Raw genomic sequence first — 21,617 nt, 5'->3', positions numbered from 1 at the left:
CATACCCTTACCTTTAACCAGAACCTGAGGTAAATCCAGAGACTGAGGTAGAACCAGAACCTGAGGTGAAACCAATGCCCGAGGTAAATCCAGAGACTGAGGTAGAACCAGAACCTGAGGTGAAACCAGAGACTGAGGTGAAACCAGAGACTGAGGTAAAACCAAAACCTGAGATAGAGCCAAAATCTGAGAAAAAACCATCGCCTAAGTTTAAATCAACCCTCCCTCCCAAAAATGAACAACCTAGAGAATCTACTCCGATTGTTCCTAAAACGTCAATGACTCCTGATGTCAGCAAGGAAGTTCAAGTAAAATCTAACAAAATGGAATTACCTGCAGAAAATTTGGAGATAAAAGTCAAGCAAATACCTGTAACATCCAAAACGAAGACAACTTCTATTCAGAGAACAGCTCAGTTACCGATGACTGGTGACCTACCGTCGATCTTAGCCTTGTTGGGTAGCAGTCTACTAGCATTATTAGGAATTACACAAATCAAGAAAAGCAAGGACTAACCTCCCAAATGATTTTGCAACGATTTAACTTTCCAGTTATTTTGCTATCAGAGCTATACGTTGGACTCTCTCTCTAAACAGTAGAGCACTGTCCTTTGTAAGCTGTAAGGGATTGTGAAAACCACATCCTAGAAAGGACTGAACTGCTTCTTTTAAGTGGACAATACTATAATATAAAAGATTGAGCAGCGGCCTTGTTCCTCGTTTAAAGAGGTGCAAAGCCGTTTTGATTCCCTTGAAATCATTCGCTATTGTATAGTTATTTGAATTAAGAACAGGACACAGATGGATCATTTTAACCCGCGATAATACTATTGGTTATTCTATTATTTATCCTAATCTTTTTTTCAATTTACTATAATGCATGCTGCCAGATGAAAAAAATCATCAGAGAAGAACTTAGATTCAGATTTTGAATTTAAAGTAAGTATAAAAACAGATACAGTAATCCGTATCCACTGAAGCGACTTTTATATAGAAGCATCGTACTTCTCTAGAGTTAAGAATAATCCTTCTCGTTGACAATGTTAAAAAAGACAATATCCATAAGTTTTCAACAGTATTTTGGTATCCTTATTTCATTCATCAGTAGCCTTGAGTTCCTTTACCGCTACCTACTCTTTCAGCCATCCTCAGAGCACAAAATCTCAAGAAATATCATGTTTTGGTACTAGTAGGTAAACGAGTTCTTGCTGATCAAACTTATTTTTAGCTCAAAAATAGTCTTCATCAATATCATTTAAGAAACAGCACTAACGGTAATCTCCTAGTGTATGAAAGTCTCGTTAATTGTCTTATGTTGGAAGTCAAAAACCTCCAGCAAATATTAAGCATGTATGAAAGTAGATTGATTAAGTGAAAAAAACTAACAATATAAAGATAGCATTAATAATATTTAGATAACCTTAAGATTGTCTTATCTTTAGATAAAATCGTCACGAAGCCTATTGTAAAGTCAAAAAAAGCCTGTAAAATTAAGTATGAATAAATAAAAGGAGTTAAAAATTAAATGAAAATTCAGTATATCATGTCAAAATGATTAAGAGGAAAAAGCATGGATTAGTATGGTAAGTACATAATGTTGGCAGTAACAAATGTCATGACTTCGACAGTTCATGCTAAGGAAAATACTACCGATCGATTTACACGATTTGCAGAGTAAAGTGAAGGTCAATGGGTATATTGTTCCGGCAGCTGATGAAAAGTTTATTGAGGAGAAAGTCTTATCAAAACTTTCTTATCCAGGAGGAGGAACAGCTCAGTTAACAGGAGAGGTTACTGTAACTGTGCTAGCTAAAGCTAGTGTTGATAAAGTGTGCTATGTTTTAGGCTCTATGAAAGAAAGGTTGCCGTTTATAACAAATCCCGATGGAAGCGTAGGATTTAAGGTTACACACTTTAGTGTTTATGTACTTGTTTATAAAGTGGTAGAATAACCAAGACAGGATATGGATACTATATCTGAGATGCGACCAAAAGATGGGATGCTTGTGCAGATGTTAAGTCTCAACCAAAGCCATGAGATGAACAAGAAAGAACCTGGTCGGTCACAAAAAAGTCATCGTGATAAGGAACAAATGAAAGTATTGGAATTAAAACCAATCGTTAAAGAGCAGTTGTGTTTAACATCAAATCATGATGTCATTGAATCTAATAAAGCAATGGCATGTCGTATACCGAAAAACTTCCACGAGCAAATTCATTGGAATCAAGTCTAACAACAGAGTTGGTGGTATTTCTAGGCGTTTTAGGAGTTTTATCATTTATAATCTATGTGGTGAAACGTCATCGTAAATCTATGAAGTAGAGAATTACAGTACATAGAGAGGTTAAAAAACTCTTTTCTATGTTTATTTAAAATTGATTGAAAGGAGAAAACAATAAAATGATTTTAATGATTGTTGGAGCTATTTTCATACTCCGACTAGCTTTTTTAACGATTTCTAAGAAAAATGAGGCTGATATTCTAGCAAATGGTGGTATTGAATATGGCGTTAAAAATACGAAATTACTAACCGTTGCTCATATCTTATTTTATCTAGGATGCTTCGTGGAGGCTTATGTACGTCATACAATACTTGATCAGGTAGGTTTCTTAGGGCTAGGTTTACTTTTATTTGCCTTTATCATGCTTTGTGTTGTTATCCATTTGTTATCTGATATTTGGACTGTTAAGCTGATGATTGCTAAAAATCACCAATTTAACAATCACTGGCTATTTCGTGTCGTGAAACATCCTAATTACTTTTTAAATATTGCGCCAGAACTAGTAGGTCTTAGTTTGCTATGTCATGCTTGGTGGACCTTGATTTGTGTCGGTCCATTTTATGCTTTGATACTTCGTAATCGGATCGTTGAAGAAAATAACCTTATTATCACACAAATACTACCTAATACGGAAAACAACTGTAAACATGTAACGGGTGAAGGCAGAAGGTTTTAACTAGAATTGGTGCTCATATTTTGTCATAAAATGCTACAATAGGAGAAAGAAATTATTGAACCTTTACGAGGAGGAAAGTGATGTATACGATATTGCTTGCTGAAGATGATCAGGATATTGTTGAATTACTCAGATTATATCTAGAAAATTCGTCTTATACAGTATTGATTGCTAACGATGGCGAAGAGGCTTATGAGCTTTTTAAGCAAAATCAGGTAGACTTAGCGATTGTCGATATTATGATGCCGAAATTGGATGGTTATGGGCTGACAAAATTAATCAGACAGGATAGTAATATCCCAATTATTATTTTATCGGCTAAAATGTCAGACATGGATAAAATTCTAGGCTTAAATATTGGTGCTGATGACTATATCACAAAACCTTTTAATTCTTTGGAAGTTGTAGCGCGTGTGCAATCGCATTTGCGTAGGTTCTATGAACTGAATTCAAAATCGAAAGAGACAAAGGAAATTGTTGCGGGCTCTCTGAGATTAAATATTGATGAGGTGTTGTTAAGGAAAAATGGAGAACCTATTGCAGTAACGGCGACAGAATTTAAAATTCTTCAAAAATTGATGGAATACCCAGGGCAAATTTTTACGAAATTGCAGTTGTATGAAGAGATTAATGGAAGTCATCAATTTATAGATGGTGATGAAAGTACAATTGTTGTTCATATTTCTAACCTTAGAGATAAGATTGAAGATGATCCTAGACATCCTGACTATATAAAAACGATGAGAGGTATAGGCTATAAATTTGAAAAGCAGACCTAAAAAAAGCGTTAGCTTAGTTCGAATGCTCCTATCTCAATTCATTATCTATATGGTTGTTTTATTTGTGGCAATATTTACTTGGATTTTTTTATCACTAATTATGCTGGAGAAAGTAACGATGGGTATTTCCATGACTGATCTTTCTAAAATTGAGAAGGAATTGAAGCGTGAAAATTTTGCAGATAAATCTCTTTCTATTATTAATAGATATGGTCAATTTTATGAAGTCATTTCTGATGGAAGTGTTATTTATTCTAGTAATCCCTCTAAAAGTTACTCTTTTTCTCCAGAGGAGTTAGAGATTATGCTACCTTATGATACAGAATCTTATTATACAAGTACAAGGTACACGGAAGTTGATGGTAAAGGACGTTATTTTATTCAGAAAAATAAGGAAATCGCAGATAAATATGTTGCTTCAGGAGTAATTGTCGAAGAAGAAGAGTTTGTTTATTTATTAGACGAGCAATTAAATGTTTTAATTGCGAATACGTCAACGCGAAAAGAGAGTTTTACACCACGTGAAATTGGTCTATTGACTCAAACCTTGTTTGATGATTTTCACGTCTATAAGTATGACTTTAAGACTAATAGTGGTAAAAAAATGACATTAGTTATGTTTAGGCCATACGATATTATGCTGGTAGAACAACGTTTTTATGACAGTACCATCTTTAATCTTGGAATTTTATTAATTATTGTTACGATAATTATTATCGTATTTACATGGCGCCTAAATAAAAGAATCTCTATGCCGTTGAAAGTATTGAATGACGCTATTAAAAAATTATCTCAAAAAGATCGGATTGAGACAGTTACCGATTACAATGGTCCGAAAGAATTGATGGAAATTTTTAAAACCTTCAATATAGTATCTCTTGAATTTTATAATAGTGAGAAGAAGCGTCAAGAAGTTGAAGAAAGTAATCAAACGATGATTGCCAACCTTTCTCATGATTTAAGAACACCTGTGACGGTAATTCAAGGTTATTCAAAAGCCTTGGCAGATAATTTGATTGCTAATGAGACACGTGAACGTTATACGCAAATTATTTATCAAAAAGCTGTCTTGTTAGATGAATTGATTTCATCCTTGTTTGATTTTAGTCAAGCACAGCATCCAAAATTTCAATTGCAGACCAAAACGATAGACTTTTGTGAATATTTAAGAAGTTACTGGGCAAAACATTATGATGAATTCATTTTGCAGGATTATGAATTGGAGATAGATATCCCAGAAATTGCCTATTATGCTCAATTAGATACTACAAGTTTTACAAGAGCCTTGGACAACTTGTTGAATAATTTTTTGAAGTATAATCCTCCAAAAACGCGATTGACCTTTACCTTGAAGCGTGAGAAACATGTGTTAATTTTGTCAATTGCTGATAATGGAACAAAAATATCCAAAGAGGTAGCAAAAACCCTTTTTCAACCTTTTGTCACTGGCAGTCCTGCCCGAACTGCTGGCAAGAGTGGTGCAGGGTTAGGTTTGTCCATTGTTAAACAATTTGTTATAATGCATCGTGGTAATATTATTCTCCGCACGGAAAATGTAGCTCCTTATTCTAAGATATTTGAGATAACCTTACCGATTGATTCGTATAAAAAATAATATTGTAAAAACTCTAAAGACGGATAAAAACTACTCATAATAAGTTCTTATTTAGACCGTACCTGCTCAGGTTATTTTGTGTTAGTGTTATAATTGTTTAGTTTTTTAATATTAAGATTAAGATAAATTGTCTTAGTGTTACAATTCATTATAAAATATAAATGATGATAACTGTATAATGTTGGCACTCGAAATATATTAAAAACTTCCAAAGTCAGTGATTTTGGAAGTTATTTTTGTCAAGGACAGTATTTGATCAAAATATAGTCATTCCACTTTAAAGAACTGTTCTCAAACACTCCTCAATTGTTTGGCACTAAGCGAGTAGTTTTATGACGCTTTTTTTTAGGATTACCCAAGATTTTTCAATGGGGTTACATTTAGGTGGCTAGGTTGGTAGGGGTTAAAAATAGTAACCTTGTGAAATGCAGGTCTTGTCTAGCGCTTTCTTTGGATGGAAACTGGCATTATCCATGACAATAACATATGAGCCGCCTAATACTGGTATAAGGTAATTGTCGAATCATTTGATAAAGAACTCACTGATCACATGTTGTTTATAAATTAAGTGGGCAATAAAACGCTATCAATCTGATCAACGACAATCGATATCCATCCGTTCAAATCATCTGCCACTAATGTGCTATAAACCTTTTGTTCGCGTTTTGCTCTGCCATTTTTCCGATAAAGGGAGGTGTCAATACCTGTTTCATCGATATAAAACAATGGGAATCATGATTAATGCAGACAGGATACCCAGGAATTGTTCTACGCTTTATGGCTTTTGCTCGTGATAGGTAGTGGCCTTTTTTTTAAGTGATGCCATGTTTTCTGAAAGATTTCCATACGGCATTGATGGTGCAGCAACAGTGCTCGGTGATTTCACGTATATAAGCTTTTGAATGTTCTTCAACGTAGGCGAGGAGCTCGTTTTTAGGAAGTTTCTGGGGGAGGTTCTCTTGGGCTGTCCTCTAAATGACTTTTGGTTCCTAACATTACTTCCTATTTTTTTAGGGTTGTGAGTCTCATTTTGAAAACACGGCAAGCTTCTACTTTGGTGTGGCCTTCATTGACAACATCTAAGGCGGGTTGTCTAAAATCTTGGATAAAGGTCATAAAGATATGATAACACATTTTTGAAGTGGAAGGACTGTAATGATTGTCCAAGTGTTTATGTTTATCTAAAATTCATTTCAACCTCATATTGGGGGCATAAAGACTAAATGATGATTGATTAAAAAAGAAATAGTAAACACATTTGCTACGAAGTGGTTCTTATAGGCCAGTCAGTATTCAAAGCTATCAAAATGAAAAATTTTGGCATTCTGTGGGGAGATTGTTAGACATTATTGGATGTTTCAATATTAAAAAAGTATAACTAATCTTTACTTACTTCATCATAATTCCTTAACTCGGATGGTTTCACTCCATACTCTTTTTCAAATTTTTTATAAAAGAAGGTGCGGTTTGAAAAACCGGTTTGTTGGGCAATGTCTTGAATGGAGAGTTGAGTGGATTCGATGAGGAGTTTGGCGCGTGAGAGGCGTTTCTGATGGAGGATTTGGGTAAAAGTTTTGCCGCTTCGTTCCTTGATGAGATTACCAAGGTAATTTTTATTGAAATTGAGTCTTTTAGCGGCATCTTTCAGGGTAAGTTTGGAAAACTCTTGGTCTATTAATTCAAGCACTTTAGCAAAGGGATCATTGGTCTTTGTTAAAAGATTTTCCTGAGTCACTTTGGATAGGGTTCGTGCTAAATGGTACATGAGAATGGAAAGGTAATTACTGATGATTTTATCAGAAAAATCTCCCGGGAAGAAATATTCTTCCAATAATTGATTAAGGATGGGGATAACAGGACGTGTTTTTTCGGCAGGAAAAATGGCAAAATTGCTCTGCTTTTTATCTGAGAGTGTCTCGTTGAGAAGAAGTTGGTAAATAAGACTATTATGACTCTGTAGTTCGGATAGCCAATCCAATGAGATGGACTTATCACGAAATAAAATGTTAATTAAGATATCATCCTCACCGAGGGATTTGATAGATTGTACACTATCGGTGTCCATCAGGATAAGATCACCTGTTTGAAAGTGATAAGTCTTGCCATTGATTACCTGTTCACAAGTGCCGTGATAGACATAGTTGATTTCAAGGAATTGATGAGAATGAGCAGGGTAATCTGCAAAACGACTGTGCTTACTAATGTAAACTTCTTTATTTGTTCCAAAAATTTGCTGGCTAATGATTGGAATATCGGCATCATTTAGCTGTTTTAATTCTGGAAAATCACTGACAAACTGGTGTTCAGAGAGCTGCTTTTCTTCGTGTTCTGTATGAAGAAATAGGAAATTTTTAAGTTTAGTCATAATGTCCTTGTTAATCTGTAAATTTGATACAATTTTACTGTTTTTAGGATATTGTAGCAAAAATAGTAGAAATGGTAAAATCATAAATGTAAACGATAACAAAAAATAAGAAAGGACGATTGAATGACTTATCATGTTGCCGTTGATATTGGTGCTTCAAGTGGGCGTGTGATTTTGGCAGATACGCGTCAATCCCTTGAATTGACTGAAATTCATCGTTTTAAAAATGGTTTTACGAAACAAAATGGGCATGATCGTTGGAATGTTAGCCAACTGCTCAAAGAAATTTTAACAGGACTTGAAAAAGTAAAAACCAAAGGTGTTATGGACTGTACCATTGGTATTGATACTTGGGCGGTTGACTATGTTCTTCTGGATAAAGAAGGAAACTTGTTAGAGGAGCCGATAGCTTACCGTGATGCTAGGACACAAGGCATGATGGAAAAGGTTTTTAAAAGCATTCCGAAAAATGTTGTCTATGAAAAGACAGGGATTCAATTCTTAAATTTTAACACATTGTATCAATTGTGTGCTGAAGAAAGAGAGTTGCTTGAAAAGTCGCAAGATATCTTGCTGATTCCTGATTATATCGCCTATCGTTTAACAGGACAAAAAGTTGGTGAAGTGACAAATGTCTCAACAACTCAATACCTTAATATTCACAGTCGTGATTATGATAAAGACTTGTTGGATGTGGCTGGAGTTTCTCTTAATCAATTGCCTGAGTTAATGGAAACAGGAACAGTTATTGGAGAAATCTTACCAGAACTTTATGAGACCTATGATTTGCCTAAAGCAAGGGTGATTGCCGTAGCAACTCATGATACAGGCTCAGCAGTTGTTGGAGTTCCAGCGACCTCAGAGAATTGGGCTTATATCTCAAGTGGCACCTGGTCTCTCATTGGTGTAGAAAATAGCGAACCGTTGGCAACTCAACCTGCTTTTGAGGAAAATTATACCAATGAATGGGGAGCCTACAAAACTTACCGCTTCCTCAAAAACATTACTGGCATGTGGGCTGTTCAAGAAATTGCTCGAATGTTGGATTATCAGTATTCTTTTGCAGAAATGGCAGAGCAGGCCTATCAGGTAGAGCCGTTCTTGCAGTATATCAATCTCAATGATGACCGTTTCACCAATCCAAAGAATATGATTGAAGAGATTCAAGCTGCTTGTCGTGAGAGCAACCAAATTGTTCCAAAAACAGTAGGCGAATTAGTCATGTGCGTGTATTCCAACCTAGCATTGGCTTATGCCCATGAATGGAAGGTGTTAGAACGTCTGACAGGAAAAGAGTTGGAAGTACTTTATATCGTTGGTGGTGGTAGCAACGTGAAACTCCTTAACCAATTAACGGCAGACGTTATCGGAAAACCAATTATCGCAGGCCCAAGCGAAGCGACAGCTATTGGAAATATTATGGTACAAATGATTTCGTCTGGTGAATTAGAAAATCTGGCAGAAGCGCGAGCTTGGTTGTCCAAAAATCAAGCATTCGACCGCTATGAACCACAGCCTATTGCAGACCGAGATCACTTGAAACAATATCAAAAATTAGTATTTTAATAGGAGAATAAGATGACAACAGTAGAACAACGCTATCAAGAAGCAAAAGCAAAATACGCTAGCATCGGTGTAGACACAGATGCCGTTTTGAAACAATTGCAAGAGGTCAAAATCTCAATGCATTGCTGGCAAGGAGACGATGTAAATGGTTTCCTTAATCCAGACGGAGAGTTGACCGGTGGTATCATGTCAACAGGAAATTATCCTGGAGCAGCTCGTACGCCAGATGAATTACGTGCGGACCTCGAAAAGGCTTATTCTCTCATTCCTGGAAAACACAAATTGAATCTTCATGCCATTTATCTTGATACGGATGAGACGGTAGATTTGAATGAGATTGAGCCAAAACACTTTGAAAAATGGGTTGCTTGGGCAAAAGAACAAGGTCTTGGACTAGATTTCAATCCAACGTTCTTCTCACACCCAATGATGAAAGATGGTTTCACACTTTCTCACCCTGACAAGGAAGTCCGTGATTACTGGATTGAACACGGAAAACGCAGTCGCCGTGTTGCTGAATATTTTGGGAAAGAACTTGGTCAAACTTGCTACACGAATTTCTGGGTTCCAGATGGTTTCAAAGATAATCCAGTTGACCGCCTATCTCCTCGCAAACGTCTCATGGAATCACTTGATGCCATTTTCTCAGAAGAAATTGATGAAGCGTATAATGTTGATACCGTTGAAAGTAAACTCTTTGGGCTTGGTGCAGAAGCTTATACCGTGGGTTCGCATGAATTTTACATGGGTTATGGTTTGACACGCAATAAAGCGATTTTGTTAGATGCTGGGCATTTCCATCCAACAGAAGTGATTTCAAATAAATTGTCTTCATTGTCACTCTTTAGTGAAAAGAACTTGATGCTCCATGTGTCACGTCCAGTGCGTTGGGATTCTGACCACGTTGTCATTATGGATGATGAATTGCAGGATATTGCTAAAGAAATTGTTCGTAACAATCTACTTGATAAGACCGTTATTGGACTTGATTTCTTTGATGCGACAATCAATCGTGTGGCTGCTTGGGTCATCGGTACCAGAAACACTCAAAAAGCACTTTTGAAAGCCATGCTTGAACCAACTGCAGAATTGAAAGAATTGGAAAATAAATTTGATTTCACGGCACGTTTGGCTTATACAGAAGAACTCAAAGACTTCCCATATGCGGATGTATGGAATTATTTCTGTGAGCAAAATGGCGTTCCAGTAGGTCTTGATTGGCTTAAAGAAGTGCAAGCATACGAAAAAGAAATCTTAGCAACGCGTTAAAAAGACTTAATAAAATAACTGAAAGAAATTGAACTCGTCTGCAAGGCTTAGCAAAGGGTTCAAACATAAAAAGGAAAGGAAATAAAGGGGTTCGAGTCGTTGAACTCGAGTTATGGACTCTGCGAAAATGATAGATTCTACTAGAGGAAAATCTCCTATTTTCGCTCTGTCCGTAAATTCCCTCTAGTATCAGAAAAATGACAAAATTTGTTGATTCATCATTTGTAAAAAACATGCGTGAGGTGACGCGCGAGTCTTATCTTCGGTATTGGGATGAGCGTAATGGTGGTAACGTTTCTTATCGACTTTTAGCAGAGGAAGTAGAAGGTTTTGAAGATGTTTCAGAGGTCAAAGCGACTTATGAACTTGGCTTTGATGCTTCGGCTATTGCTGGTTTTTATTATTTGGTAACAGGGACTGGGCGTTACTTCCGTAATGTGTATGACCGTCCAACATTGGACCTCGGTCTTGTTAAAATTTCTGAAGATGGTAAATCTTATGATGTCGTTTGGGGATTTGAAGACGGTGGTAAACCAACGTCAGAGTTTCCAAGCCATTTGCTCAGTCATATTGAGCGGCTCAAAGTGAATCCTGAGCAACGCGTTGTTTTCCATTGCCATCCAACAAACCTGATCGCGATGAGTTTTACACAACCTTTGGATGAACGTCATTTATCACGTATTCTTTGGAAAATGCAGGCAGAATCAATCGTCGTCTTTCCAGAAGGCATTGGGGTGATTCCTTACATGACCCCAGGTACAAATGCTATTGGTGAAGCGACAGCAGCAAAAATGTCAGAATTCCAAGCAGTCCTTTGGCCACATCATGGTTTGTTTGCTTCGGGAGTTTCACTTGATGAAACCTATGGTCTTGTTGAAGTTATCGAAAAAGCTGCTATGATTTTTTCTCAAGTTGGTGCGCAAGGTGGTCAAATACTTCAAGAAATTACAGATCAAGAATTGCAAGAAATTGCAGATTATTTTGGACAAACACCACATGCAGGGTTTCTTGACCTGTAAATATTGAAGCGTGTTTAAATAATGGGTTAAGGGCAGTTAGGCTCTTAACTTTTTGAAAAAATATGTGAAAAAATCAACAAAATTTCTTGTGTTTTGGCTAGATTAATAATAAAATAAAGAAGAAAACGATTACAAAAAATCTATAAATAGCTTTGAAATTTTTAATTATTTATAGATAAACATTTATTCATATTGTATTTAAAATAAAGGAGTCTCTTATGTCAACTTTTTATGTCCCTTCAGTCAACCTTATTGGTCGTGGTGTTATCAATGAATTTGGTGCCCATGTTGCTGAACTTGGTTTCAAGAAAGCTTTAGTCGTCACTGACCATTTTATTGCTGGTAGTGATATTCTGCCTAAAGTGACTGCACCGCTTGATGCAGCAGGTATTGCTTACGTCGTCTTTGAAGATGTCGATCCGAACCCATCAACTAAAAATGTTTATGATGGTCTTGCAGTGTTGAAAGAAAATGACTGTGATTTTATTGTTTCAGTTGGTGGAGGTTCACCTCAAGATGCTGCTAGCTGTATCTCAGTCATGGCAACAAATGATAAAACTCCACAAGAGCTTGAAGGTCTCCATAAATCTGATAATAAAGGGCTACCAGTTGTCGCAATCAATACAACAGCTGGAACTTCGGCTGAAATTACCATTAACTATGTTATTACTGATGAAGAACGCAAAGTCAAAATGGTTATGGTAGATAAAAACAGTCTTGCGCTGATGTCAGTTAATGACCCAGAACTTATGCTTTCTAAACCAGCAACATTGACAGCAGCAACTGGTATGGATGCATTGACACATGCTATTGAAGCACTTGTTACTCCAGGTGCCTATGGCGTGACGAAGAAATTGTCAATCGGTGCTATTGAGTTAATCAATGAATTCTTACCTCGTGCCGTTGCAAATGGGCAAGATATTGAAGCGCGTGAAGCAATGGTTAATGCGATTTTCCTTGGTGGCATGTCTTTCAATAATGCTGGTCTTGGTTATGTCCATTCTATGGCCCACCAATTAGGTGCTGTTTATCACTTGCCACACGGTGTTTGTTGTGCGATGCTATTACCAATTATTGAACGTGAAAATGCTAAACGGGTGCCAGTAGCTTTCCGTGATGTTGCCAAAGCCTTTGGATTTGTCACAGAAGGTAAAACAGATGAGGAATGTGCAGATTTTGCCATTGCCAACATTGAACGCTTATCAGAAACAGTTGGTATTCCTAAAAAATTGACAGAATTAGATATCAAGGAAGAAGATTTTGATTTTGAATATCTCTCTAAGAATGCCCTAATTGATGCCTGTGCACCAGGTAACCCATTCATGCCAACTCTTGAAGAAACAATTGCTTTTTATAAAGAATTGTTCTAAAGAGAATATGGTTTGTCATGATAGTGGGATAGAAGTCTTGACTTCTATCCCACTATCACAAGTTAAAGTTTTTAGCGTCAGCTTAAAAAGAGAATATAAGGTCGCTCAACACAGACAGTTGAGACCATGGTCAAAAGACGATTGACTATATTCTGCCAATTGTCAGGTTAGCTTTAAAACTAAAAAGCTAACGGAGATATTAGGTTTAAAAATAGCAGTGGAACTGCGTTAGGAGGTTTTGACGCCGACTTTGCTGGCTTTATTTTCACCTCCAAAGGGCTCCTAGACTCTTGGAGCATCCCTAAAACATAAGACTAACTGTCCAAAAAATTGTGAATATAAGTTATCATATTTTGATTTTAAATGACTATAACTACTGCATCAAATTCTATCCACATTAAAAGGTCAGAAGTGAGAACACTTTTCCTTGCCAATAATAAATGTAATTACTCTTCTTGTCTGAACTGCTTCGGATAGGGAGAGATTTTTATTATAAGATAACAGTATTTTAAAACATTTATGCATTTATTATTGTTCGTCGAAATAATTAAGAAAAGTTTTTATCTGTAGAGTTTCTTGACAGATTTGAACAAGCAGGTATGTATAGTATCGAATCACTTTTAATATCTATTTGAGAAATTAAAGTGGAACTTATTTTGTGAAATTCTCTCCTGTGTACGGCATGGCTAGTTTTACAAAAATAATGGTCAACCGCTTACTTTTTTGCTATAATATTAAACACAAACGTATATAGAAAGAGGTTCTCTCATGGGAAATTTCCAAGTTATTGCACATCCACTAATTCAGCATAAGTTGTCTATTTTACGTCGTACAACGACCTCTACGAAAGACTTTCGTGAGTTAGTTAATGAAATTGCTATGCTCATGGGGTATGAAGTATGGCGTGATCTTCCACTTGAAGATGTTGAAATCGAGACGCCGATTACAAAAACTATTCAAAAGCAGTTGGCTGGTAAAAAATTAGCAATCGTTCCAATTTTGCGTGCGGGTATCGGTATGGTTGATGGTCTTTTGAGTCTTGTCCCAGCCGCAAAAGTGGGACACATCGGAATGTACCGTGATGAGGAAACACTTGAGCCGGTTGAATACTTAGTGAAACTTCCAGAAGATATTGAGCAACGTCAGGTCTTCTTAGTTGACCCAATGCTTGCGACAGGTGGTTCAGCTATTTTAGGTGTTGATTCATTGAAAAAACGCGGTGCTACTAATATTAAATTTGTCTGCTTAGTAGCTGCGCCAGAAGGAGTTGCAAAACTCAGAGCTGCGCATCCAGACATTGATATCTATACAGCAGCCCTTGATGAAAAACTAAATGAACAAAGCTACATCGTCCCAGGGCTTGGAGATGCCGGCGACCGACTCTTTGGGACTAAATAGGTCCCGTGTGACCTATTTAGGTCGTTGTTTGAAAACTAGAGAACAACGAGGTTCGGGCGACCTATTATTTAGGTCAGTCGTCAGAATTTGAGGATGATAAAAAATGATTGCTTAGAGTTCTTCGTGTTGCTAAGCCGAGAAGAATTGGGGTTGATTATATCATCAATATGAGAAGGGGCAATTGGGTTTGCTCTTTCATTTTCAAGTGTTTTAGCACTCTTGTGAAATGAGTGCTAAAAATAAGTTTTTTTATTTGACCTTTGCTGACTAAAAGCATATAATAGCATTAAGAAATAAGAAGAAAAGAGGAAAACTATGATTCCTGTAGTTATTGAGCAAACTTCACGCGGTGAGCGTTCTTATGATATTTATTCACGTCTTTTAAAAGACCGTATTATTATGTTAACAGGTCCAGTTGAGGATAATATGGCGAACTCAGTGATTGCCCAGCTATTATTTTTAGATGCGCAAGACCATACAAAGGATATTTACCTTTATGTAAATACACCAGGCGGTTCAGTGTCAGCAGGGCTTGCGATTGTTGATACAATGAACTTTATCAAGGCTGATGTGCAAACTATAGTTATGGGGATGGCGGCCTCAATGGGAACTGTCATTGCCTCATCAGGTGCCAAAGGTAAACGCTTTATGCTTCCAAATGCTGAGTATATGATCCACCAACCTATGGGGGGGACTGGTGGAGGGACCCAACAGACAGATATGGCTATTGCAGCAGAACACCTACTCAAAACACGTAACCGCTTGGAAAAAATCTTGGCAGACAATTCTGGTAAAACCATTAAGCAAGTTCATAAAGATGCTGAACGTGATTACTGGATGAGCGCAGAAGAGACGCTTAAATATGGGTTCATTGATGCTATCATGGAAAATAATAATTTAAATTAAGTTGCCAAAGCAGGGGTTCCCTGCTTTTTTGCTGTTGCGGATTTGGAATTATGGTACAATAAAAGTGTTGTATTATTGGGAGTATACATTTTGAAAATCAACAGATTTATTACTGATTGCCCCTAATGATGCCAAGAGTACAACACATTCAGCCTCACTAAACTTTATTGTCAAAGGGAAGCCGGCCGTAGCAGTCGATAAAATATGTGCCAATAAAAACGATATGACAGGTGCAGTCAATAATGACTAGTGTAAAAATAAGGTAGAAAGGAAAAATCATGTTTGAAAAACAAGAACGAATGAGTTTAGCAGTGTATCTTTACTATAATCGTGATGCTCGTAAATTAAATAAATTTGGTGATATTTTTTACCATTCCAAAAAATTGCGTTATGTTCTCCTCTATGTGAATACAACAGATGTGAATGATCTTATCCCAATGATTGAAAAACAAAAATTTGTAAAGCGTGTTTTGCCATCTCACTTGCAAAAAATTGATCAGAATTTTGTTGGAAGCCTTTCCAAAAAAGTAGAAGAATTAGCAACTAAATAAAAGAGACAAAAAATATAAAAATTGAGATAAAAGTGTTGCAAATTTTCAGATAATTCAGTATACTTGTACAGTATTAAATTTTAGAAATTATTAAGGAGTATATCTCGTGAAGAAAAAATTAACATTTGGAATGCTTGCTTTTACAAGTTCAGTAGTTCTTGCTGCCTGTGGTGCGGCACCATCAGCTGGCTCCTCGGCATTAGGAACGGAAGTTGGAGATACTTTGAAGATTGGCCTTAATTTTGAATTATCAGGTAGTACAGCAGCATATGGTACTGCAGAAAAAAATGGTGCCGAACTTGCTATAGAAGAACTAAAGGCAACAGGCGAGAAATTAGAAGTCGTTACCCAAGATAATAAATCTGAAAATGCTGAGGCTGCAACTGTAGCGACTAAATTAGTAACAGAGAATAAAGTTAATGTCATGGTAGGACCTGCTACATCTGGTGCAGTTGCAGCAACTATTCCAAATATTACATCTGCGGGTGTTCCGATGGTTACACCTTCAGGAACACAAGATTCTCTGACAATTGGTGCAGATGGTAAGGTTAATGAATATGTTTTCCGTACAACCTTTATTGATAGCTATCAAGGTGCTGTTTTATCTAACTATGTGACAAATACGTTAAAAGCTAAGAAAGTTGTTCTTTATTATGATAATTCTTCGGATTACTCTAAAGGAATTGCAGAAGTCTTTAAAGAAAAATATAAAGGTGATATCGTCATTGAAGAAACCTTTGCAGCTAAAGATACGGATTTCCAAGCAGCTCTTTCAAAAATCAAATCAGCTGACTATGAAGTGATTGTTATGCCAGGTTACTATGAAGAAGCGGGTTCAATTATTAAACAAGCTCGTGAGATGGGAATTGAGAAAGCAATCGTAGGTTCTGATGGTTTAGCGGATAGTCGTATGATTGAATTAGCCGGCGCTAACAATGTTGATAACGTTTTCTATATTTCGGGTTTCTCAGCTGAAGCTTCTGATAAAGCAGCAGCGTTTGTTAAAGCCTATAAAGCAAAATATGGTGAAGAACCTTCAATGTTTGCAGCACTTTCGTATGATGCAGTCTATTTAGCAGTGAGTGCTGCTGAAGGTGCTAAAACATCTAAAGATATTGCAGCAAATATTGCTAAAGTTAAAGATTTTGAAGGTGTAACAGGAACAATGACAATTGATGAGACACATAACCCAGTAAAATCAGCCGTTATGATTGGCTTGACTGATGGTAAAGTGACTTCTTCAACAGTCGTAAAAGCTGACTAGTCATATTAGTTTGAATGTAAGAAAGGAATTTGTTAATTCATCCTTCTTGCATATCACTGAAAAAGAAGTTATATTAATCTGGGAAGCAAACTGTCTTCCCAGATATTGTTATTTTATAGAAAGATTGGTAAATAAACAGATGATCCAACAATTGGTCAATGGTTTAATTCTAGGAAGTGTGTATGCCCTCCTAGCTTTGGGTTATACCATGGTTTATGGAATATTAAAGTTGATTAACTTTGCTCATGGAGATATCTATATGCTAGGTGCCTTCATTGGTTATTATCTTATCAACACCCTCCAGATAAATTTCTTTATCGCTTTAGTGTTAACAATGATGATAACAGCATGTATTGGGATGTTGATTGAATTTTTAGCCTATCGTCCCTTGCGGAATTCAACAAAAATAGCTGCACTAATTACTGCGATTGGGGTGTCCTTCCTTTTGGAATATGGCATGCAATATTTTGTTGGAAGTGAAAAACGTGCATTCCCTCAAGTTATTGAAAAGGTTCGTTACGATTTTAGTGCTTTTACAATTGATAGTCATCAAATCATTATTTTAGTAACCTCTTTGATACTTATGATTGGTTTGCAATTTATTGTTAAGAAAACTAAGATGGGTAAAGCTATGCGTGCTGTTTCTGTTGATGGTAATGCAGCTCAGTTGATGGGGATAAATGTCAACACAACAATCAGTTTTACTTTCGCTCTTGGTTCAGCTTTGGCTGGAGCGGCTGGTGTCCTAATTGGTCTTTATTACAACTCAATCGAACCACTTATGGGGATGGCTCCTGGGATTAAATCCTTTGTAGCCGCAGTACTTGGAGGAATTGGAATTATTCCTGGAGCTGCTCTAGGAGGTGTTGTAATTGGTATATTAGAAACATTTACTTACGTTCTTGGTATTTCAACCTATAAAGATGCTGTTGTGTATGTGATTTTAATTTTGATTCTTTTGGTTCGTCCAGCAGGAATCCTTGGTAAAAATGTGAAAGAGAAGGTGTAAGCATGAAGAAAAATTTAAAACCTATTCTAGCTTGGCTCGTTCTTGTTCTAGCTATTTACGGGATTTTATCTATGTTTGTAAGTACTGGTTTAATTGGCCTCTACTATGTCCAAATCTTAATGGGAATTGGTATCTCTATGATTATGGCTTTGGGAACTAATTTAGTTCTTGGATTCTCTGGTCAATTCTCGCTTGGTCAAGCGGGTTTTATGGCTATTGGTGCTTATACGACAGCTATTTTAACTAAAACAATGCCAACTTATGGAGGATTTTATATCTCTATGCTTGTTGGGGCACTTGTTGCAGCTTTGGTGGCACTAGTAGTTGGTTTACCAACCCTTCGTTTAAAAGGGGATTATCTTGCCATTGCGACTCTTGGTGTCGCCGAGATTATTCGTATTGCTATTGTCAACGGTGGAACATTGACAAATGGTGCAGCCGGTATGTCTGGAATTCTTCCTTTTACAACTTGGCCTGTTGTCTTTATCTTTGTTGTTTTGCTGACAGTATTAGTTTTGAACTTTTTAAGAAGTCCAATTGGTCGAAGTGTCATTTCTGTTCGAGAGGATGAAATTGCAGGAGAATCAATGGGTGTAAATACTACTAAAATTAAGGTTATGGTCTTTGTCCTAGCAGCTATGATGTCAGCCATTGCAGGCTCTCTCTATGTTGGCTATATTGGAACAATTGTTCCTAAAGATTTTGCTTTGATGAAATCTATTGAGTATCTTATTATTGCGGTCCTTGGTGGCATTGGTTCTATTACGGGGACAATTATTGCTGCGGTGGTGCTTGGTATTTTAAATATGTACTTAGCCTCATTTGCTGACATCCGAATGATTATCTATTCACTAGCATTGATTTTGGTGATGGTTTTCCGACCAGGCGGTTTATTGGGAACTAAAGAATTGATGTTTTCAAAATTCTTTACAAAAATTAAGGAGGGCAAATAAGTATGGCACTTCTTGAAGTTAAAAACCTAACGAAAAATTTTGGTGGTCTGACTGCTGTCGGTGATGTGACTATGGAACTCAATGAAGGGGAATTAGTTGGCCTTATCGGTCCTAATGGTGCTGGTAAAACGACTCTCTTTAACCTTTTGACAGGTGTTTATGAGCCCTCTGAAGGTTCAGTAACTCTTGATGGTATTTTGTTAAATGGGAAAGCTCCTTATAAAATTGCTGCGCTCGGTCTATCTCGTACCTTCCAAAATATTCGATTGTTTAAGAATATGACGGTTTTAGAGAATGTGCTAATCGGCTTTAATAATCATCATAAGTCACATATCCTAGCTTCTTTACTCCGATTACCAAAATATTATGCTCATGAAAAAGAGTTGGAGGAAAAAGCTTTAGCGCTATTGAAAATCTTTAATCTTGATCAAGATGCTAGAACTCTAGCTAAAAATCTTCCTTACGGACAACAACGTCGTTTAGAAATTGTGCGTGCTCTTGCAACAGAACCTAAAATCCTCTTCCTTGATGAACCTGCAGCTGGTATGAATCCGCAGGAAACTGCTGATTTGACAGCTCTTATTCGTCAAATTAAGGAAGAGTTTGGAATTACCATTATTTTAATTGAACATGACATGAGTTTGGTTATGGAAGTAACAGAACGTATCTATGTACTAGAATATGGTCGTTTGATTGCCCATGGAACGCCAGAAGAAATCAAAAATAATAAACGTGTTATTGAAGCTTATCTTGGAGGTGAAATTTAATGGTAATGTTAGAAGTAAAAAACCTCTCGGTTAGCTATGGGGCAATTGAAGCAGTTAAAAATGTTTCTTTTGAGGTAAACGAAGGCGAGGTTGTTACTTTAATCGGTGCTAATGGTGCTGGAAAAACATCTATTCTTCGTACGATTTCAGGGCTAGTTAAACCAAGTGCTGGAGAAATTTTTTATGTTGGCAATGATATTACAAAAATACCAGCACGAAAAATCGTAGCAGATGGTCTAGCTCAGGTGCCTGAGGGACGTCATGTTTTTGCAGGTTTGACTGTTATGGAAAACCTTGAAATGGGTGCCTTTTTGAAAAATAATAAGGATGAAAATGCTGCGAATTTGAAAAAAGTTTTTGCTAGATTCCCACGTTTAGAAGAACGTAAAAATCAAGATGCAGCAACCCTTTCAGGAGGAGAACAGCAGATGTTAGCTATGGGGCGCGCTCTCATGAGCCAGCCCAAACTCCTTCTTTTAGATGAGCCTTCAATGGGATTAGCACCTATTTTCATTCAAGAAATTTTTGATATTATTCAAGATATTCAAAAGCAGGGAACAACAGTTCTCTTGATTGAACAAAACGCTAATAAAGCACTATCAATCGCTGATCGTGGTTACGTTCTTGAAACAGGAAAAATTGTTCTTTCTGGAACAGGAAAAGAACTTCTGGAATCAGACGAAGTCCGCAAAGCATACTTAGGTGGTTAATGCTAATATAAAACCGAAATAAAAAAAAGAGAGGCTGGGCAAAAACTCAAATTTTAGCCTTGCTGTTGAAAATTGCACAAAATAAAATGGCTTAGAATCAACGTTTTTTTTGACGACGTTATTCTAAGCCGTTTACAATTTTGAAAACTTTTTGCCAGCCTCTTCTCTTTTGACAATATAGTCAATTGAAATAGGGATAGGACAAAAGAGCTTCATAAAAAGTATTGTAATTTGGCAATATTTTTTTGAGGTGCTTTTTGATATGAGTCCATGTTTTCTCAATAGGATTGTACACAGGAGAGTAGGGTGGAAAAGGTAAAAGTTTATGCCATGCTCTTCACATAAGAGTTCTAGCCTACTAATTCTATGGAATCTTACCTTATCCATAATAATAACTGATGGTGTGCCTAATGTTGGTAGCAGAAATTTCTGAAACCATGCTTCAAAAAAGTGGCTCGTCATTGTCTCTTCATAAATCATGGGAGCGATTATGTCACCATTTATCAGCCCTGCAACCAAAGAAATCCTCTGATACCTTTTTCCAAACACTTTACCTTTTATCAATTGACCTCTTAATGAGCGACCATATTTTCGATAAAAATAAGTATCGAATCTTGTTTCATCACTATAAACAGGTGTTAAGTGCTTTAAATGGTTAACATTTTTAAGAAATAAAGCTACTTTTTCTGGATCTTGTTCATAGTAAGTGTTGAGTATATCCCATAGCTTTGAGAGCATAGTGAATGGTAGTTGGATGACAGTCAAATTCAGAAGCTATTTCAGCCAAATAAGCATCTGGATGATCAGTAAGATAGTTTTTGAGGCTATCTCTATCAACTTTCCTAGGTTTTGTTCCTTTGACTTGATGTGATGGTTTAGATTCCTTGTTTTCTCTTTTAGTTTTAACCAGCCATAAATGGTATGTCGTGAGATTTGGAAAACATCTGATGCTTCTGTGATACGACCTGTTCGCTTACAATAGGCGGGAACTTTTTCACGAAAATCTAATGCATATGCCATAAGAAGCTTATATCACATTATGTACTATTGGTATTTTATTTTACTATCATATTAGAGAATTTATAAATCTAATTTTGATTTTGAATGAGTATGACGAC

General features: G+C 36.6%; 18 protein-coding genes and 2 pseudogenes. 18 read left to right on the top strand and 2 right to left on the bottom strand.

Features of this window, described 5'->3' with window-relative positions:
* Nucleotides 1-74: 74 nt before the first annotated feature.
* From GZ996_RS03525 to GZ996_RS03500, 6 genes are all read left to right on the top strand, one after another.
* Nucleotides 75-515: an LPXTG cell wall anchor domain-containing protein gene (locus GZ996_RS03525; protein WP_162011344.1), complete on the top strand. Its 441-nt coding sequence runs from the start codon at nucleotides 75-77 to the stop codon at nucleotides 513-515.
* 1,151 nt (nucleotides 516-1,666) lie between these two features.
* Nucleotides 1,667-1,951, top strand: a complete 285-nt coding sequence (locus GZ996_RS03520) for a hypothetical protein (RefSeq protein ID WP_162011343.1) — start codon at nucleotides 1,667-1,669, stop codon at nucleotides 1,949-1,951.
* A 12-nt stretch (nucleotides 1,952-1,963) separates the two neighbouring features.
* Nucleotides 1,964-2,233 (top strand): hypothetical protein, encoded by a 270-nt coding sequence (locus GZ996_RS03515; protein WP_156806699.1) that lies wholly within the window; start codon nucleotides 1,964-1,966, stop codon nucleotides 2,231-2,233.
* 167 nt (nucleotides 2,234-2,400) lie between these two features.
* On the top strand, nucleotides 2,401-2,958 hold the full coding sequence (locus tag GZ996_RS03510) for an isoprenylcysteine carboxyl methyltransferase family protein (protein ID WP_156806698.1): 558 nt from the start codon (nucleotides 2,401-2,403) through the stop codon (nucleotides 2,956-2,958).
* Between the two features lie 80 nt (nucleotides 2,959-3,038).
* Nucleotides 3,039-3,737 carry a response regulator transcription factor gene (locus tag GZ996_RS03505; RefSeq protein WP_156806697.1) on the top strand — a complete coding sequence of 233 codons (699 nt, stop codon included), beginning with the start codon at nucleotides 3,039-3,041 and terminating at the stop codon, nucleotides 3,735-3,737.
* Nucleotides 3,738-3,786: 49 nt separating this feature from the next.
* On the top strand, nucleotides 3,787-5,352 hold the full coding sequence (locus GZ996_RS03500; RefSeq protein WP_162011342.1) for a sensor histidine kinase: 1,566 nt from the start codon (nucleotides 3,787-3,789) through the stop codon (nucleotides 5,350-5,352).
* 1,378 nt (nucleotides 5,353-6,730) lie between these two features.
* Here GZ996_RS03500 and GZ996_RS03495 read toward each other — a convergent pair.
* The gene (locus GZ996_RS03495) at nucleotides 6,731-7,717 is read right to left on the bottom strand and encodes an AraC family transcriptional regulator (protein WP_162011341.1); all 987 of its coding nucleotides are present in this window, start codon (nucleotides 7,715-7,717) and stop codon (nucleotides 6,731-6,733) included.
* Nucleotides 7,718-7,840: 123 nt separating this feature from the next.
* Between GZ996_RS03495 and rhaB the strand changes: the two genes are divergently transcribed.
* The 12 genes and pseudogenes from rhaB to GZ996_RS03435 all read left to right on the top strand — a co-directional run bounded on the left by rhaB (nucleotide 7,841) and on the right by GZ996_RS03435 (nucleotide 20,499).
* A complete protein-coding gene (gene rhaB / locus GZ996_RS03490; RefSeq protein ID WP_162011340.1) occupies nucleotides 7,841-9,283 on the top strand; it encodes a rhamnulokinase in 1,443 nt (480 codons plus the stop codon).
* Between the two features lie 12 nt (nucleotides 9,284-9,295).
* Nucleotides 9,296-10,552, top strand: a complete 1,257-nt coding sequence (gene rhaA / locus GZ996_RS03485; protein WP_162011339.1) for an L-rhamnose isomerase — start codon at nucleotides 9,296-9,298, stop codon at nucleotides 10,550-10,552.
* Nucleotides 10,553-10,749: 197 nt separating this feature from the next.
* Entirely contained in the window at nucleotides 10,750-11,571 is an 822-nt protein-coding gene (rhaD, locus tag GZ996_RS03480; RefSeq protein ID WP_162011338.1) for a rhamnulose-1-phosphate aldolase, read from the top strand.
* A 218-nt stretch (nucleotides 11,572-11,789) separates the two neighbouring features.
* Nucleotides 11,790-12,941, top strand: coding sequence for an iron-containing alcohol dehydrogenase (locus tag GZ996_RS03475; RefSeq protein WP_161980740.1), 1,152 nt, complete (start codon nucleotides 11,790-11,792; stop codon nucleotides 12,939-12,941).
* Between the two features lie 768 nt (nucleotides 12,942-13,709).
* The gene (upp, locus tag GZ996_RS03470; protein WP_156806690.1) at nucleotides 13,710-14,339 is read left to right on the top strand and encodes a uracil phosphoribosyltransferase; all 630 of its coding nucleotides are present in this window, start codon (nucleotides 13,710-13,712) and stop codon (nucleotides 14,337-14,339) included.
* Nucleotides 14,340-14,651: 312 nt separating this feature from the next.
* Nucleotides 14,652-15,245, top strand: a pseudogene (locus GZ996_RS03465) (ATP-dependent Clp protease proteolytic subunit); the annotation flags it as partial.
* Between the two features lie 278 nt (nucleotides 15,246-15,523).
* Nucleotides 15,524-15,796: a DUF2129 domain-containing protein gene (locus tag GZ996_RS03460; RefSeq protein ID WP_156806688.1), complete on the top strand. Its 273-nt coding sequence runs from the start codon at nucleotides 15,524-15,526 to the stop codon at nucleotides 15,794-15,796.
* 106 nt (nucleotides 15,797-15,902) lie between these two features.
* On the top strand, nucleotides 15,903-17,060 hold the full coding sequence (locus GZ996_RS03455) for an ABC transporter substrate-binding protein (protein WP_198039919.1): 1,158 nt from the start codon (nucleotides 15,903-15,905) through the stop codon (nucleotides 17,058-17,060).
* 139 nt (nucleotides 17,061-17,199) lie between these two features.
* Entirely contained in the window at nucleotides 17,200-18,069 is an 870-nt protein-coding gene (locus GZ996_RS03450; RefSeq protein ID WP_162011337.1) for a branched-chain amino acid ABC transporter permease, read from the top strand.
* A gap of 2 nt (nucleotides 18,070-18,071) precedes the next feature.
* Nucleotides 18,072-19,022: a branched-chain amino acid ABC transporter permease gene (locus tag GZ996_RS03445; protein WP_156806686.1), complete on the top strand. Its 951-nt coding sequence runs from the start codon at nucleotides 18,072-18,074 to the stop codon at nucleotides 19,020-19,022.
* Between the two features lie 2 nt (nucleotides 19,023-19,024).
* Nucleotides 19,025-19,789: an ABC transporter ATP-binding protein gene (locus GZ996_RS03440; RefSeq protein ID WP_156806685.1), complete on the top strand. Its 765-nt coding sequence runs from the start codon at nucleotides 19,025-19,027 to the stop codon at nucleotides 19,787-19,789.
* Nucleotides 19,789-20,499, top strand: coding sequence for an ABC transporter ATP-binding protein (locus GZ996_RS03435; RefSeq protein WP_156806684.1), 711 nt, complete (start codon nucleotides 19,789-19,791; stop codon nucleotides 20,497-20,499). The genes GZ996_RS03440 and GZ996_RS03435 overlap by 1 nt, the downstream gene beginning before the upstream one ends.
* Nucleotides 20,500-20,680: 181 nt before the next feature.
* On the opposite strand, the pseudogene GZ996_RS03430 reads toward GZ996_RS03435, so the two are convergent.
* Nucleotides 20,681-21,519, bottom strand: a pseudogene (locus GZ996_RS03430) (IS630 family transposase).
* Between the last annotated feature and the right edge of the window lie 98 nt (nucleotides 21,520-21,617).

The sequence above is a fragment of the Streptococcus sp. S784/96/1 genome, assembly GCF_902729355.1.
GTDB classification, from domain to species: Bacteria; Bacillota; Bacilli; order Lactobacillales; family Streptococcaceae; genus Streptococcus; species Streptococcus caledonicus.
Note: the sequence above shows the minus strand (reverse complement) of the source record. Positions and strands in the feature narration are given on the sequence as shown.